At 70.2% G+C, this 12567-nt stretch carries 13 protein-coding genes; 9 read left to right on the top strand and 4 right to left on the bottom strand.

Features of this window, described 5'->3' with window-relative positions; translation table 11 throughout:
• The first annotated feature begins 23 nt into the window (after window positions 1-23).
• Together HUS56_RS00290 and purF are read left to right on the top strand one after the other, a co-directional pair.
• Window positions 24-755, top strand: coding sequence for a glutamine amidotransferase (locus HUS56_RS00290; protein ID WP_173921410.1), 732 nt, complete (start codon window positions 24-26; stop codon window positions 753-755).
• Between the two features lie 154 nt (window positions 756-909).
• Window positions 910-2367, top strand: coding sequence for an amidophosphoribosyltransferase (gene purF / locus HUS56_RS00295; RefSeq protein ID WP_173921411.1), 1458 nt, complete (start codon window positions 910-912; stop codon window positions 2365-2367).
• A gap of 51 nt (window positions 2368-2418) precedes the next feature.
• Here the strand turns inward: purF and HUS56_RS00300 are convergent, their stop codons facing one another.
• On the bottom strand, window positions 2419-2808 hold the full coding sequence (locus tag HUS56_RS00300) for a hypothetical protein (RefSeq protein WP_254431212.1): 390 nt from the start codon (window positions 2806-2808) through the stop codon (window positions 2419-2421).
• A 270-nt stretch (window positions 2809-3078) separates the two neighbouring features.
• Here HUS56_RS00300 and HUS56_RS00305 point away from each other — a divergent pair, with 270 nt between their 5' ends.
• The gene (locus HUS56_RS00305; protein WP_173921412.1) at window positions 3079-3609 is read left to right on the top strand and encodes a hypothetical protein; all 531 of its coding nucleotides are present in this window, start codon (window positions 3079-3081) and stop codon (window positions 3607-3609) included.
• Between the two features lie 61 nt (window positions 3610-3670).
• Here the strand turns inward: HUS56_RS00305 and HUS56_RS00310 are convergent, their stop codons facing one another.
• Both HUS56_RS00310 and HUS56_RS00315 read right to left on the bottom strand, forming a co-directional pair.
• On the bottom strand, window positions 3671-4072 hold the full coding sequence (locus HUS56_RS00310; RefSeq protein ID WP_173921413.1) for a sterol carrier family protein: 402 nt from the start codon (window positions 4070-4072) through the stop codon (window positions 3671-3673).
• Window positions 4073-4113: 41 nt separating this feature from the next.
• Window positions 4114-4998, bottom strand: a complete 885-nt coding sequence (locus HUS56_RS00315; protein ID WP_217423900.1) for a polysaccharide deacetylase family protein — start codon at window positions 4996-4998, stop codon at window positions 4114-4116.
• A 180-nt stretch (window positions 4999-5178) separates the two neighbouring features.
• Between HUS56_RS00315 and purD the strand changes: the two genes are divergently transcribed.
• The 3 genes from purD to HUS56_RS00330 all read left to right on the top strand — a co-directional run bounded on the left by purD (window position 5179) and on the right by HUS56_RS00330 (window position 8414).
• On the top strand, window positions 5179-6492 hold the full coding sequence (gene purD / locus HUS56_RS00320; protein WP_173921414.1) for a phosphoribosylamine--glycine ligase: 1314 nt from the start codon (window positions 5179-5181) through the stop codon (window positions 6490-6492).
• Window positions 6493-6506: 14 nt separating this feature from the next.
• Window positions 6507-7445 carry a phosphoribosylaminoimidazolesuccinocarboxamide synthase gene (locus HUS56_RS00325; protein WP_173921415.1) on the top strand — a complete coding sequence of 313 codons (939 nt, stop codon included), beginning with the start codon at window positions 6507-6509 and terminating at the stop codon, window positions 7443-7445.
• 117 nt (window positions 7446-7562) lie between these two features.
• Window positions 7563-8414 (top strand): VOC family protein, encoded by an 852-nt coding sequence (locus HUS56_RS00330; protein WP_173921470.1) that lies wholly within the window; start codon window positions 7563-7565, stop codon window positions 8412-8414.
• A 60-nt stretch (window positions 8415-8474) separates the two neighbouring features.
• Here HUS56_RS00330 and HUS56_RS00335 read toward each other — a convergent pair whose 3' ends face one another.
• A complete protein-coding gene (locus HUS56_RS00335) occupies window positions 8475-9134 on the bottom strand; it encodes a TetR/AcrR family transcriptional regulator (protein ID WP_173921416.1) in 660 nt (219 codons plus the stop codon).
• Between the two features lie 214 nt (window positions 9135-9348).
• On the opposite strand from HUS56_RS00335, the gene kynA reads away from it, so the two are divergent.
• The 3 genes from kynA (at window position 9349) to HUS56_RS00350 (ending at window position 12563) form a co-directional block, all read left to right on the top strand.
• Window positions 9349-10227, top strand: coding sequence for a tryptophan 2,3-dioxygenase (kynA, locus tag HUS56_RS00340; protein WP_256368769.1), 879 nt, complete (start codon window positions 9349-9351; stop codon window positions 10225-10227).
• Window positions 10228-10296: 69 nt separating this feature from the next.
• Window positions 10297-11307 carry a hypothetical protein gene (locus HUS56_RS00345; RefSeq protein ID WP_173921417.1) on the top strand — a complete coding sequence of 337 codons (1011 nt, stop codon included), beginning with the start codon at window positions 10297-10299 and terminating at the stop codon, window positions 11305-11307.
• A 32-nt stretch (window positions 11308-11339) separates the two neighbouring features.
• Window positions 11340-12563, top strand: a complete 1224-nt coding sequence (locus HUS56_RS00350) for a kynureninase (protein WP_173921472.1) — start codon at window positions 11340-11342, stop codon at window positions 12561-12563.
• Window positions 12564-12567 lie beyond the last annotated feature (4 nt).

Genomic DNA, 12567 nt, shown 5'->3' on the forward strand with positions numbered 1-12567 from the left:
GACCGGGGAATATCGTGGGAGCCGTGAAGCCGTTCGTCCTCCTCGCCACGCGGGCGGAGGACCTTGCCGCCGACGCCGAGTACGAGCTCTTCCTGCGTTACGCCGGGCTCGACGAGCGCGATCTCATTCGGGTCCGGCTCGAGGCCGAGCCCATGCCGCCGCTCGACCTCGACGCCCTGTCGGGCATCTTCGTGGGTGGCGGACCGTTCAACGCCTCCGACCCGCCCGAGCTGAAGTCGCCGGTGCAGCACCGGGTCGAGGCGGAGTTCCGCGCCCTCCTCGACGAGGTGGTGCCTCGGGACTTCCCGTTCCTGGGCGCCTGCTATGGCGTCGGCACGTTGGGCGCCCACCAGGGCGCACCGATCGACCGCACGTACTCGGAGCCGGTCGGCGTCGTGCCGGTCACGTTGACCGAGGCCGGGGCGTCCGACCCGCTCCTCGCCGGCATGCCCTCGACGTTCAACGCCTTCGTCGGGCACAAGGAGGCCATCCGCACCCTTCCGCCGACGGCGATACGGCTCGCCTCGTCGCCGACCTGCCCGGTGCAGATGTTCCGGGTCGGGCAGAACGTGTACGCGACGCAGTTCCACCCCGAGCTCGACCTCGACGGAATCGTCCTGCGCATCCACGCCTACAGCGGCTACGGATACTTCGCCGACGACGAGATCGAGGCGACCATGGCGTCGGTGCGGCGTGCTCCCGTGTCGCACCCGAACCGGATGCTGCGGAACTTCGTCGAGCGCTACGCGCGGTAGCTCGGCGGGGGCAACGGATGCCGCGGGCATCGGCGTCCGCCTTGCCGCTCACCTGAGCAGCGGCATCCGCTCAGCCGGCTCACACGCGCAGGTGTGGGAGGATGGATCGTCCTACTCGGACGCTTCACCCGACCCCCGAGGAGCCATCGCTCGAATGTGCGGCATCGTCGGCATCGTCTCCACCGAGCCGGTCAACCAGCAGATCTACGACAGCCTCCTCCTGTTGCAGCATCGCGGCCAGGACTCCACCGGCATCGCGACGGCCGACGGCCCCGTCTTCCACATGACGAAGGCGCGCGGGCAGGTGCGTGAGGCGTTCCGCACGCGAGACATGCGTTCGCTGCTCGGCAACATGGGCCTCGGCCACGTGCGGTACACGACGAAGGGCGCGGCCGAGCGCGAGGAGGAGGCGCAGCCGTTCTACGTGAACGCGCCGTACGGCATCATCCTCGTGCACAACGGCAACCTCACGAACACGCGCGAGCTGTCGGCCGACCTGTTCAACATCGACCGGCGTCACGTGAACTCGACGAGCGACACCGAGATGCTGCTGAACGTGCTCGCCACCGAGCTGCAGGGGCTGATCACGGGGCTCGAGCTCGATCCCGACCAGGTGTTCCAGGCCGTCGCGCAGGTGCACGAGCGCGTCGAGGGATCGTACGCGGTCATCGCCATGATCGCGGGGCATGGCCTGCTCGCGTTCCGGGACCCGTACGGCATCCGGCCGCTCATCCTCGGCAAGCGCACGACGGATGCCGGTGCTGACGAGTGGATCGTGGCATCCGAGTCGCTCGTGCTCGAGAACGGAGACTACGAGGTCGTGCGCGACGTCGAACCCGGTGAGGCGGTGTTCATCACGCTCGACGGCGAGATGATCGCGAGGCAGTGCGCCAGGAGCCCGCGGCTCGTGCCGTGCTCGTTCGAGTACGTGTACCTCGCCCGCCCCGACTCCGTGATGAACGGCATCTCGGTCTACGAGGCGCGCCTGCGCATGGGCGAGCGGCTCGCCGACACGATCGCCACGCACATGGACAAGGGCGACATCGACGTCGTCATGCCGATCCCCGACTCTTCGCGCCCCGCCGCGATGCAGGTGGCCCGCAAGCTCGGCATCGAGTACCGCGAGGGCTTCTACAAGAACCGCTACGTCGGCCGCACGTTCATCATGCCCGGCCAGGCGCAGCGCAAGCGCTCGGTGCGCCAGAAGCTCAATGCGATGGGCACCGAGTTCAAGGGCAAGAACGTGCTCATCGTCGACGACTCGATCGTGCGCGGCACCACCTCGAAGGAGATCGTCGAGATGGCTCGCGCCGCGGGCGCCAACGAGGTGACGTTCACCTCGGCCGCTCCCCCGGTGCGGTACCCGCACGTGTACGGCATCAACATGCCGAGCCGGCAGGAGCTCATCGCCCACGGACGCAAGATCCCCGACATCGCGCGCGAGCTGGGCGCCGACCACATGATCTACCAGGAGGTCGCCGACCTCCGGGCGGCGATCACGCAGGGCACCGACATCGACCAGCTCGACCTGTCGTGCTTCACGGGCGACTACATCACTGGCACCGTCACCGAGGAGTACCTCGAGTGGGTGGAGAAGACGCAGCTCAGCTGAGCTCGGTTGAGCTCCGCCCTGTGGCGCCGCCCCCTCCGGGCACCAGCACCGCTACTCGTCGACGCGGTGCGTGGACTCGTGCTCGACGGCGACCGACCGGGCGCGCCGCGCGGACGAGCGGTCGATGAGGAGCGCGACGACGGCGCCGAGTGCAGCACCGATGGTGCCGCACACCAGCAGCAGGAACCCGAAGACCTGGCCCTTGTCGAACTGCACGAGCTCACCCTCCACCGGTTGACCGGTGAACGCGAACGTGAGGATGAGCGCGACGATCGCTCCGACGATCACGCCGAGCAGGATGAACCGTCCATACCGCGGCGCGCGGCGCACCGTGACCGTGTCGCTCGTGACATCCGTTTCGACCGGCTCTGCCGGGTGCAAGTCGTACCGGACCACTGGGGTGCGGTCGGGCTGCTCGGGAGAGTCTTGGGTTCCGCTCACCCCTCCATTGTCGCGCACCTCGAGCGGGCCCGCGTCGGGCCCAGGAACAGACCGTTCCTTTCGCCCGCGGCCGGCACTTCGGCACTTCGGCACTTCGGCACCGCAACCTCCGAAGAGAGGCCGTCTCGGCGTTGCAGAATCCATCTCGGAGCTGAGGCCTGGGATCCGAGATCCGACAACTCGGCCTCCACAGATGCGGGGTTCGACCGGTTCGTCACGTCGGCCCGGCAACGCCCTCGACGTGGTGAGCCGCCGGGCTACGGTTCGACCATGCCCGAGCGGACCGTGAAGATCCACACCGAAACCGATCGAATGGCCGCCGACCTGGCGCATGTCCTGCGGCGTACGAAGAAGGACGTCGTCCGCGATGCGGTGCGGACCTTCATCGACCTGCACGAGCACGACATCAGGCGAGGGGCCGCTGCATCGGCCGAACGTGCCGCAGCAGCTTCGGGATCGACCGAGGGTGCGCGCCTCCTCGCGGCGGCCGGTGGCGACCTCATGTCGCTCCCGCTCCGCGATCGTCTCACGGTCGTACGCAGCGACCTCCTCGCTCTGCTCGCCAGGCACGGCGGCCGCAGTCCACGCATCATCGGAGATCGCTGGCGCGACGACGACGCCGATCTGCTCGAGCTGCTCGTTGAAACCGACCTGACCGCCGACGACTGGCATGTGCTCGATGCGATTCATGACGCCCAGCGACTGCTTGGAGTCACGGTGCAATTCCACGACGTGACCGCGCTCGGCCTGGTCGCACCAGACCGCCTGGAGCGGCTCGAGCGCGAGGCCGTTCCGCTCTGATGCCGTCGGGTCTCGGGTCTGACGCCGTGGGGATCAGGGTGAGAGCGGCTGGGCGACCAACTCAGGGGCGCAGCGGCAGCTGCTCGCTCAGGTCGGCACGCTGACCCGACGCCTGCACGCGTCCGGCGGCGCGGGCATCGGCCCACGACAGTTCGCCCGTAGCGAGCCCGAGCCAGGTCGCGGCATCGGTCTCGATCACGTTCGGCGGCGTGCCGCGAGTGTGCTTGGGTCCCTCGATGCACTGCACCGCGGCGTGCGGCGGCACGCGCACCTCGACGGCGGCGCCGGGTGCCTGCTCGGCCAGCAGCTGCAGCGTGTACCGCACCGCCAACGCGACGGTTGTGCGGTCGACGGATGCCGCAAGCCGGTCGGCGTCGGCGACGCCGCCGTTCTTCTCGGTGATCGCCTGCACCGTCGTGAGGGCGGCCCGCCCCAATTCGTCGTCGATCCGCGCTCGTGCCATGGCTCCATCCTCCCGCACTCCGACGACACCCGGCGGCGGGGTCACGGGTGCTGGTCGCTCGAGAACACGTCGTTCAGGGTCACCGTCGTGAGCCGGCGCTCCCGGATGATGGCGTGGAGCTCGGCGAACACGCGCGTGACCGGATCGAAGTTCAGGTGCCCGATCACGATGTGCCCCGGCTGGAACCACTCCGTCGCCAGTTCGACGATCCGCTGTTCCGAGACCAGGCCCGAGTCGGCCAGCGATCCCCACCAGAGCGTCGGCGTGGTGTACCCGATGCCCGAGGCCACGGCCATGACGCGATCGTCGTAGTACCCGAACGGCGGCCGGTAGAACGGCCGAGCATCGACGCCGAAACGTTCGCCGATGTCGTCGTGCGTGCGCTGGAGCTCGTCGACGATGTCCTGGTCGGACAGCGAGGTGAGATCGGGATGGCTCCAGGTGTGGTTGGCGAGCTGCACCTGGCCGGCGTCGACGAGCGGGCGGAGCACTTCGGCGTTCTCGGCCCAGGACGGGTAGGTCCCGGTGACGAAGAACGTCAGGCGGGTGCCGGTGGCGGCCGCGAAGGCGGCGTATGCCGCGATCACCTCGGAGCTCGTGCCGTCATCGGCAGTCCAGGCGAGCAGGGGCGCGTCGGTCGGCAGTCCGCTGATGGGTTCGTTCGGAACCGGGAAGCGCTCGACGAGCGGGGCGAGCGGCGCCGGCTGCATCGGTCCCTGCGCCTGCGCCGGCTGCGGACCTGGTGCTGCGGCATCAGGCGCGGCGGACGCCTGAACGGCATGCGAACTTGGCGCATCGACACGTGCGCAAGCGGAGAGCGCACCGGTGGCGGCCGCGGCGAGGCCCGCGAGCAGGACCCGGCGCGAGATCACCCGAGGCGCTCGGCCGGCCGGCCGGTGCTCGACGTCGCCGGGCTTCACGTCCATCAGCGGTCGGAGGAGCCTCGCCCGACGGGCGGGTTCCTGGAAGTGCTCCCCCGCTCCCGGCCGCAACATACCAACGCGCTCGCCGTCGACCGCCGCAGCGAGGCGGCGCGCCCCGGTTCGAGCGCGCCGCACAGGCTGGATCGACGGGGACGGCTCGCACCCATCCGATACCCTGAATCGGTGAGAATCCTCGTCCTCGGCTCGGGCGCGCGAGAGCACGCCATCATCCTCGCGCTGCTCGACGAGGAGGCCGGTCACGAGATCATCGCGGCTCCCGGCAACGCCGGCATCGCGGCATCCGCCACCTCGCCCTCGCGTGGCAGCGTCACCACGATCGCGCTCGACCCGACCGACCCCGTCATCGTGGCCGACTACGCCATGGACAACGACATCGAACTCGTCGTGATCGGTCCCGAGGCTCCGCTCGTCGCCGGTGTCGCCGACGCGCTCCGGCCCCGCGGCATCGCCGTGTTCGGCCCCGGCAAGGCCGCCGCCGCGCTCGAGGGGTCGAAGACGTTCGCGAAGCGCGTCATGGAGGCCGCGGGAGTGCCGACCGGGCGAGCGACGCTCGCGACCACCCTCGCCGACGTCGAGCAGGCGATCGACGAGTTCGGCACGCCGCACGTCATCAAGGCCGACGGTCTCGCGGCGGGCAAGGGCGTGCTCGTCACCGACGACCGCGACGCCGCGCTCGCGCACGCGACGCACTACCTGCAACAGGGGCCGGTGCTCGTCGAGGAGTTCCTCGACGGCCAGGAGGTGTCGCTGTTCCTCATCTCCGACGGCTCCAACGTGCTGCCGCTCGCGCCCGCGCAGGACTACAAGCGACTCCGCGACGGCGACCGGGGCCCGAACACGGGCGGCATGGGGGCGTACTCGCCGCTGCCCTGGCTCGCCGACGACTTCGGCAGCGAGCAGGCGTTCGTCGACGAGGTGATCGAGACGATCGCGCTGCCGACCGTGCGGCAGCTCGCCGAGGAGCAGACTCCGTTCATCGGGCTGCTCTACGCGGGGCTCATCATCACACCCCGGGGCATCCGGGTCATCGAGTTCAACGCGCGATTCGGCGATCCCGAGACCCAGGTCGTGCTGCCCCGCCTCGTGACCCCGCTGTCGAGCCTGATGTATGCCGCGGCCACGGGTGGGTGCGGGTCGATGGCGCGTCCGGTGTTCCGCTCCGATGCCGCCGTCACGGTCGTGCTCGCCAGCGAGGGATATCCCGAGGCGCCCGAGACCGGCCGGGTCATCGAGGGGGCCGACGCCGCGGCATCCGTGCCCGGGGTGCACCTCGCGCACGCGGCCACGGCCATCGGCGCGACTCCCGAGGCGGGTGGCCGGCCGCCGCTCGTCGCGACCGGCGGTCGCGTGCTCAACGTCGTCGCCGTCGGAAGCGACTTCGCCGTGGCACGGCAGCGTGCCTACGAGGCACTGGGCCACCTGCGGCTCGAAGGCGGGCAGTACCGCACCGACATCGCGGCCCGCGTGGCGGGCTGAGGGGAGCCACGACGATGACCGACGCCGCAGACCTGCTCGGCTGGACCCATGTCTACTCGGGCAAGGTCCGCGACCTGTATGTTCCCACGGCGGCGATGACCGACGACGACTCGTGGACGGGCGATCCCCTGCAGCTCTCGCCGGTCGTGCTCGTGGTGGCGAGCGACCGGGTGAGCGCGTTCGACGAGGTGCTCGAGCCGGCCATCCCCGGCAAGGGGGCGCTGCTCACCCGCCTCACGCGTTGGTGGCTCGATCAGCTGCCCGAGGTGCCGAACCATCTCGCCGCGCCGCACGAGCAGCGCGGGCTGCCCGAGATCCCGGGCGAGATCGCCGACCGCTCCATGCTCTGCCGCACGCTCGACATGTTCCCGGTCGAATGCGTCGTGCGTGGCTACCTCACGGGCAGTGGGTGGAAGGAGTACCGGGCCACGGGCGCCATCGGGGGCATCCGACTGCCCGAGGGGCTCGTCGACGGCGACCGGCTGCCCGAGCCGATCTACACGCCCGCATGGAAGGCGCCCCTCGGCGAGCACGACGAGAACATCTCCTTCGAGCGAACCATCGAGCTGGTCGGCGAGCCGGTCGCGACCCGATTGCGCGACCTGTCGCTCGAGATCTTCGCGCGCGCATCCGCCATCGCCGAGAATCGCGGACTGATCCTCGCCGACACGAAGTTCGAGTTCGGTGCAGACCGCGAGACGGGTGTCGTGACCCTCGCCGACGAGGTGCTCACGAGCGATTCCAGCAGGTACTGGGATGCCGCAGGCTACGTCTCCGAAGCGACGCCGGAGCTGCGCATGGCGAGCTTCGACAAGCAGATCGTGCGCGACTGGCTCGCGACGAACTGGGACCGTGAGGCCGTCGAGGAACCACCCACGCTGCCGTACGAGATCGTGGAGCAGACCGCCGACCGCTATCGAACCCTGGTGGAACGCCTCACCGGCGCAGCCTGAGGGGCCTCCGATGCCACGTGCAGAAGCGGGAATACCCGCCGCGACACACCGGTTGCAATAGTTGTGACTACAACCAATGAACTCCCAACCGGCGGCCTGCTGGCCGCCGACACCGGCATGGGGGCCGTCACGCTGCGGGTCGGCGACCTCGATGGCATGATCCGCTACTACCGCGATGGCGTCACCCTCGAGCTCCTCAGCCACGACGGCCCCGTCGCGGTGCTCGGCCGCGGCACGACCCCGGTCGTCATCCTCGAGTACGCGCCCGAGCTGAAGCACGCATCGCCGCGAAGCGCCGGCCTCTTCCACACGGCGATCCTCTTCGACACGCGCGAGGCGCTCGCCGCCGCCGTGTACTCGGTCGCCATCCGGTACCCCGGCACGTTCACCGGCAGTTCCGATCACCTCGTGAGCGAGGCGTTCTACTTCACCGACCCCGAGGGCAACGGCGTCGAGCTCTACTTCGACCGCGACCGCTCGCAGTGGAGCTGGGTGCACGGCCAGGTCGAGATGGCGACCATCTTCCTCGACCCCAACCGCTACCTCGCAGAGCACCTGAGCCAGGGCGCAGTGGATGCCGCGACCGCGGGCACCGGGCTGGGCGACGCGATCGTCGGCCACGTGCACCTCTCGGTGGGCGACATCCCGAGTGCACGCGAGTTCTACGTGAATCGCCTCGGCTTCGAGACGACCACCACGTACGGCAGTCAGGCGCTCTTCGTCTCGGCCGGCGGCTACCACCACCACATGGCGATGAACACCTGGAACAGCGCGGGCGCCGGCCGTCGCAGCCCGGCCCTGGGCCTCGGCAAGGTCGAGATCGTCGTGCCCGGAGCCGATGACCTCGGCGAGCTCGGCGAGCGGATGTCGCACTACGGCGTCGAGACGCGCGACGACGGTCGCACACTGGCGTTCGACGACCCGTGGGCGAACCTCGTCGAGGTGCGCGCGGCGTCGGACGTCGAGTAGCGCGCTGAAGGCGACGCGTATCGAGACGCGGATCTCGATACGCATCGGCTGCGCCGGGTGCTACTCGATCACCGTCGGGCCGGGTCGCGGCGACCTCGCGTGCGTCATGTCGTGGAACTCGTCGAACGCCTGCCCGACGCCGGGCAACGGCGTCGGGTCGGCTCCGGCGCGAAGACCGTCGAGCACGATGACGAGCTGGCGCCGCCAGTACGGCAGGTAGGCGCCCCCGTACTGGCCGAGTGAGCCGAGCATGTCGACGAGCACGGCGAGATCGACTCCGGTGACGTCGGGGCGGAGCGAGCCCTCCGACTTCGCCCGATCGACGATGCCGTTGATCACGTCCTCGAACTCGGCTCCGGGGCGGTACTCGGGATCGATCTCGGACATTCGGCGCATGACACCGGGTACGTACGGCCGTTCGGCGAGCCATTCGGCCAGGCGCTCGAGGTAGAGCTCGACCGACAGCCATCCGGTCTCGGCCTCGGTGATCTCGGGCAGCAGGTCGCGGAACTCGCCCACGCCGATGTCGTAGAGCTCCCGCACGAGGGCGTCGCGGTTGGCGAAGTGCCGGTAGACCGTGCCGGCGCCGACGCCCGCCCGGACGGCCAGTTCGTCGAGCGGCGCCTCGATGCCGCGCTCCGCGAAGAGCCTCCTCGCCTCGGCGAGGAGCCGTTGGTGGTTGCGTCGCGCGTCGCGTCGGGTCGACGCCGTCGAGTTCACGAATTCACTGTACGCCCGGAGTGCACTCTCCGCCCCGAGTTTCCTCCGCGGTGCGGACCAGGTACTATTCGGAGAGTCGACTCCGTTTCGCTGAAGCGGGGCCGGCGGCCCTCGGGGGGAGGGACGCGGCGCGGCGGGCATCAGCCGGCTCCGGCCGGGAGGGGGCGCCCGTCGCGCCCGAACCGCTGGGGCGCATGGCTATTAGGCTGACGTCGTGCCCGACAACGATGTACCCGACGAGCCCGTCGCCGGCAACACCCGCCGCATCGAGGCATCCGTCGTCACCGACTTCAGCGACCGCATGAGCTACGGCGGCTACCTCGACCTGCCCACGCTGCTCTCCGCCCAGCGGCCGATCTCGCGGCCCGAGCATCACGACGAGCTGCTGTTCATCATCCAGCACCAGACGACCGAGCTCTGGCTGAAGCTCGTGCTGCACGAGCTCGAGACGGCGTGCGACCTGCTCCGGTCCGATGAGCTCGCCCAGGCGCTCAAGTGCATCGCGCGCGTCAAGCACATCCAGAAGACGCTGACCGAGCAGTGGTCGGTGCTCGCGACGCTCACACCCAGCGAGTACGGGCAGTTCCGCGGCGTGCTCGGCAATGCGAGCGGATTCCAGTCGGCACAGTACCGTGCCGTCGAGTTCGTCCTCGGCAACAAGAACGCGAAGATGCTCCAGATCTTCGAGTCCGATTCCTCGGCGAGCGCGATGCTGCAGCATGCACTCGAGTCGCCGAGCCTCTACGACGAGTTCCTCCGCATGCTGGCCCGCGCCGGGTACGCGATCCCGACCGACGTGCTCGAGCGCGACGTCACCCTCGCCTGGACGTACCACCCCGAGCTCGTCCCCGTGTTCGCGACGATCTACGCCGATCCAGACCACAACTGGGCCGCGTACGAGACCTGCGAGGAGCTCATCGACCTCGAGGAGAACTTCCAGCTCTGGCGATTCCGCCACCTGAAGACGGTGGAGCGCATCATCGGCTCGAAGACGGGCACCGGGGGATCCAGCGGCGCACCGTTCCTGAAGCGCGCCCTCGAGCTCACGTTCTTCCCCGAGCTCTACGCCGTGCGCACCGAGATCCCGGGGTGACGGATGCCGCGCGCCGCCGATTCGCAGAGCTCCGCCTCGTACGGGGGTCGTGTCGGGCGAACGCCGGGGATGCCGCACCCCGACGTCGCCCGAGGTGACCCCCTTGCAGCGCTCGGCCCGCTCGCCCGCCGGGTCCGTCGCTCGCTGAGCGGCGAGCACCCCGGCGAGGTCGGCACGGCGCTGCCGCCGCTCGTCGACCATCACGTGCACCTCATGCTGGTCGGCGCCGAGGCGCTCGCCGACACCGCGATCGCCGGGGTCGTCGATCTCGGGGCGCCGCTCGAGCTCGTCGCGGCCGGTCGGCAGCGCGACGGGTTGCCCGAGGTCGACTTCGCGGGCACCTTCCTCACGGCTCCCGGCGGGTATCCCGTCGGCCGGCCGTGGGCGCCCGCCGGATCGGCGCGCGAGCTCGACCCAGTGGCGGGCGATGGGCGCTCAGCGCTGCCCGACGCCGTCTCGATCGCGGTGAGCGAGCAGCAGTCGTTCGGGGCATCCGTCGTCAAGGTCGCACTGAACGCGGACGTCGGACCGGTGTTCGACCGGCGAACGCTCGATGCGATCGTCGCCGCCGCCCACGAGCGCGGGCTTCCGGTCGTCGCGCACGTCGAGGGCGACGGGATGACGCGGCTCGCGGTCGACGCCGGCGTCGACGTGCTCGCGCACACGCCCTTCACCGAGCAGGTCGACGATGCGCTGCTGGCTCGCGCCATCGCCGCGGGGCAGCGCTGGATCTCCACCATCTTCGTGACCAGCTACGGTGCGCCGTCGCCCGATCGCGATCGTGCGATCGACAACCTCGCGAGGTTCCATGCGGCGGGCGGACGCGTGCTCTACGGAACCGATCTCGGGAACGGCGAGCAGCCGCTCGGCGTGAATCCCGAGGAGGTCGCCGCCCTCGTCGCCGCCGGGCTCGCGGCATCCGATGTGCTCACCGCACTCACCGACCCGTGGCCGCGCCGCACTCGCACCGACGCCATCGCGACGTTCGTGCCCGGTCCGCCGCCCGAGACGCCCGCCGACCTGGCGCGGTGGCTCACGGGTGCCGGCATCGTGCCCGCCGAAGACCTGGAGGACCTGTGACGCTCGACCCCCACCTCGCGTACGCCCGGCGGATGGACCGAGCCGACGGGCTCGCGCACTACCGCAAGCGGTTCGCGGGAGCCGAAACCGACCTCGTCTACTTCGACGGGAACTCACTCGGGCGTCCGCCCCGGTCGGCGATCGACCGCATGGCTGGATTCCTGCACGACGACTGGGGCGGCAGGCTCATCCGCGGATGGGACGAAGCGTGGATGCAGCTGCCGTTCGAGATCGGCGACCGCATCGGACGCGCCGTGATCGAGGCGAAGGCCGGGCAGACGGTCATCGGCGACTCCACCACGGTGCTCATCTACAAGCTCGCCAGGGCCGCGGTCGACGCGCAGCTGGCCCGCGACCCCGCCCGCCGGGAGATCATCGTCGATCGCGACAACTTCCCGACCGACCGCTACGTGCTCGAGGGCATCGCTCGGGAGCGCGACATGCGACTGCGCTGGATCGACGTGGACACCGCGTCGGGGGTGACGCCCGAACAGCTCGCCCAGGCCGCAGGGCCCGAGACCGCGCTCGTCGTGTTGAGCCATGTCGCGTACCGATCGGCGTACCTCGCCGACGCGCCCGAGCTGACCCGCATCGCCCACGACGCCGGCGCGCTCGTGCTCTGGGACCTGTGCCACTCCGCGGGCTCGGTTCCCGTGCGGGCCGACCACTGGGAGTTCGACCTGGCCGTCGGATGCACCTACAAGTACCTCAACGGCGGACCCGGCTCGCCGGCCTTCGCGTACGTGCGCGACGACCTGCAGGGCCTTCTCGCGCAGCCCATCCAGGGGTGGATGGGCACGGCCGATGTGTTCGGGATGGGGCCCGAGTACACGCCGGCTCGCGGCATCCGTCGCTTCATCAGCGGGACGCCGCCGATCGTCGGGATGCTTCCCATGGAGGACACCCTCGCGATGATCGAGGAGGCGGGAATGCCGGCGATCCGCGCGAAGTCGGTCGCGCTCACGTCGTTCGCGATCACGGTCGCCGACGAGTGGCTGGGCCCGCTCGGCGTGACCCTCGCATCCCCGATCGATCCCGAGGAGCGCGGCGGACACGTCACGCTGAACCACTTCGCCATGCGCGAGGTGACGGCCCGGCTCTGGCAGCGCGACGTGATCCCCGACTACCGCGACCCCGGAGGCCTGCGGATCGGCCTGTCCCCGTTGTCGACGAGCTTCGAGGAGGTGCACCGCGGGCTCGCCGCAACCCGCGACATCCTGCGCGAGGTGCTCACCGAGCGGGCCGGGCTGGCGTAAGGCC

The sequence above is a fragment of the Agromyces sp. Marseille-P2726 genome, assembly GCF_902809835.1.
Classification (GTDB): domain Bacteria; phylum Actinomycetota; class Actinomycetes; order Actinomycetales; family Microbacteriaceae; genus Agromyces.

What these genes read in the sequence shown, in the direction of transcription:
- purF (WP_173921411.1), top strand. Translation starts at nt 910, where the DNA reads ATGTGCGGCATCGTCGGCATCGTCTCCACCGAGCCGGTCAACCAGCAG.
- HUS56_RS00305 (WP_173921412.1), top strand. Translation starts at nt 3,079, where the DNA reads ATGCCCGAGCGGACCGTGAAGATCCACACCGAAACCGATCGAATGGCC.
- HUS56_RS00310 (WP_173921413.1), bottom strand. Translation starts at nt 4,072, where the DNA reads ATGGCACGAGCGCGGATCGACGACGAATTGGGGCGGGCCGCCCTCACG.
- HUS56_RS00315 (WP_217423900.1), bottom strand. Translation starts at nt 4,998, where the DNA reads ATGGACGTGAAGCCCGGCGACGTCGAGCACCGGCCGGCCGGCCGAGCG.
- HUS56_RS00325 (WP_173921415.1), top strand. Translation starts at nt 6,507, where the DNA reads ATGACCGACGCCGCAGACCTGCTCGGCTGGACCCATGTCTACTCGGGC.
- HUS56_RS00330 (WP_173921470.1), top strand. Translation starts at nt 7,563, where the DNA reads ATGGGGGCCGTCACGCTGCGGGTCGGCGACCTCGATGGCATGATCCGC.
- HUS56_RS00345 (WP_173921417.1), top strand. Translation starts at nt 10,297, where the DNA reads ATGCCGCACCCCGACGTCGCCCGAGGTGACCCCCTTGCAGCGCTCGGC.
- HUS56_RS00350 (WP_173921472.1), top strand. Translation starts at nt 11,340, where the DNA reads ATGGACCGAGCCGACGGGCTCGCGCACTACCGCAAGCGGTTCGCGGGA.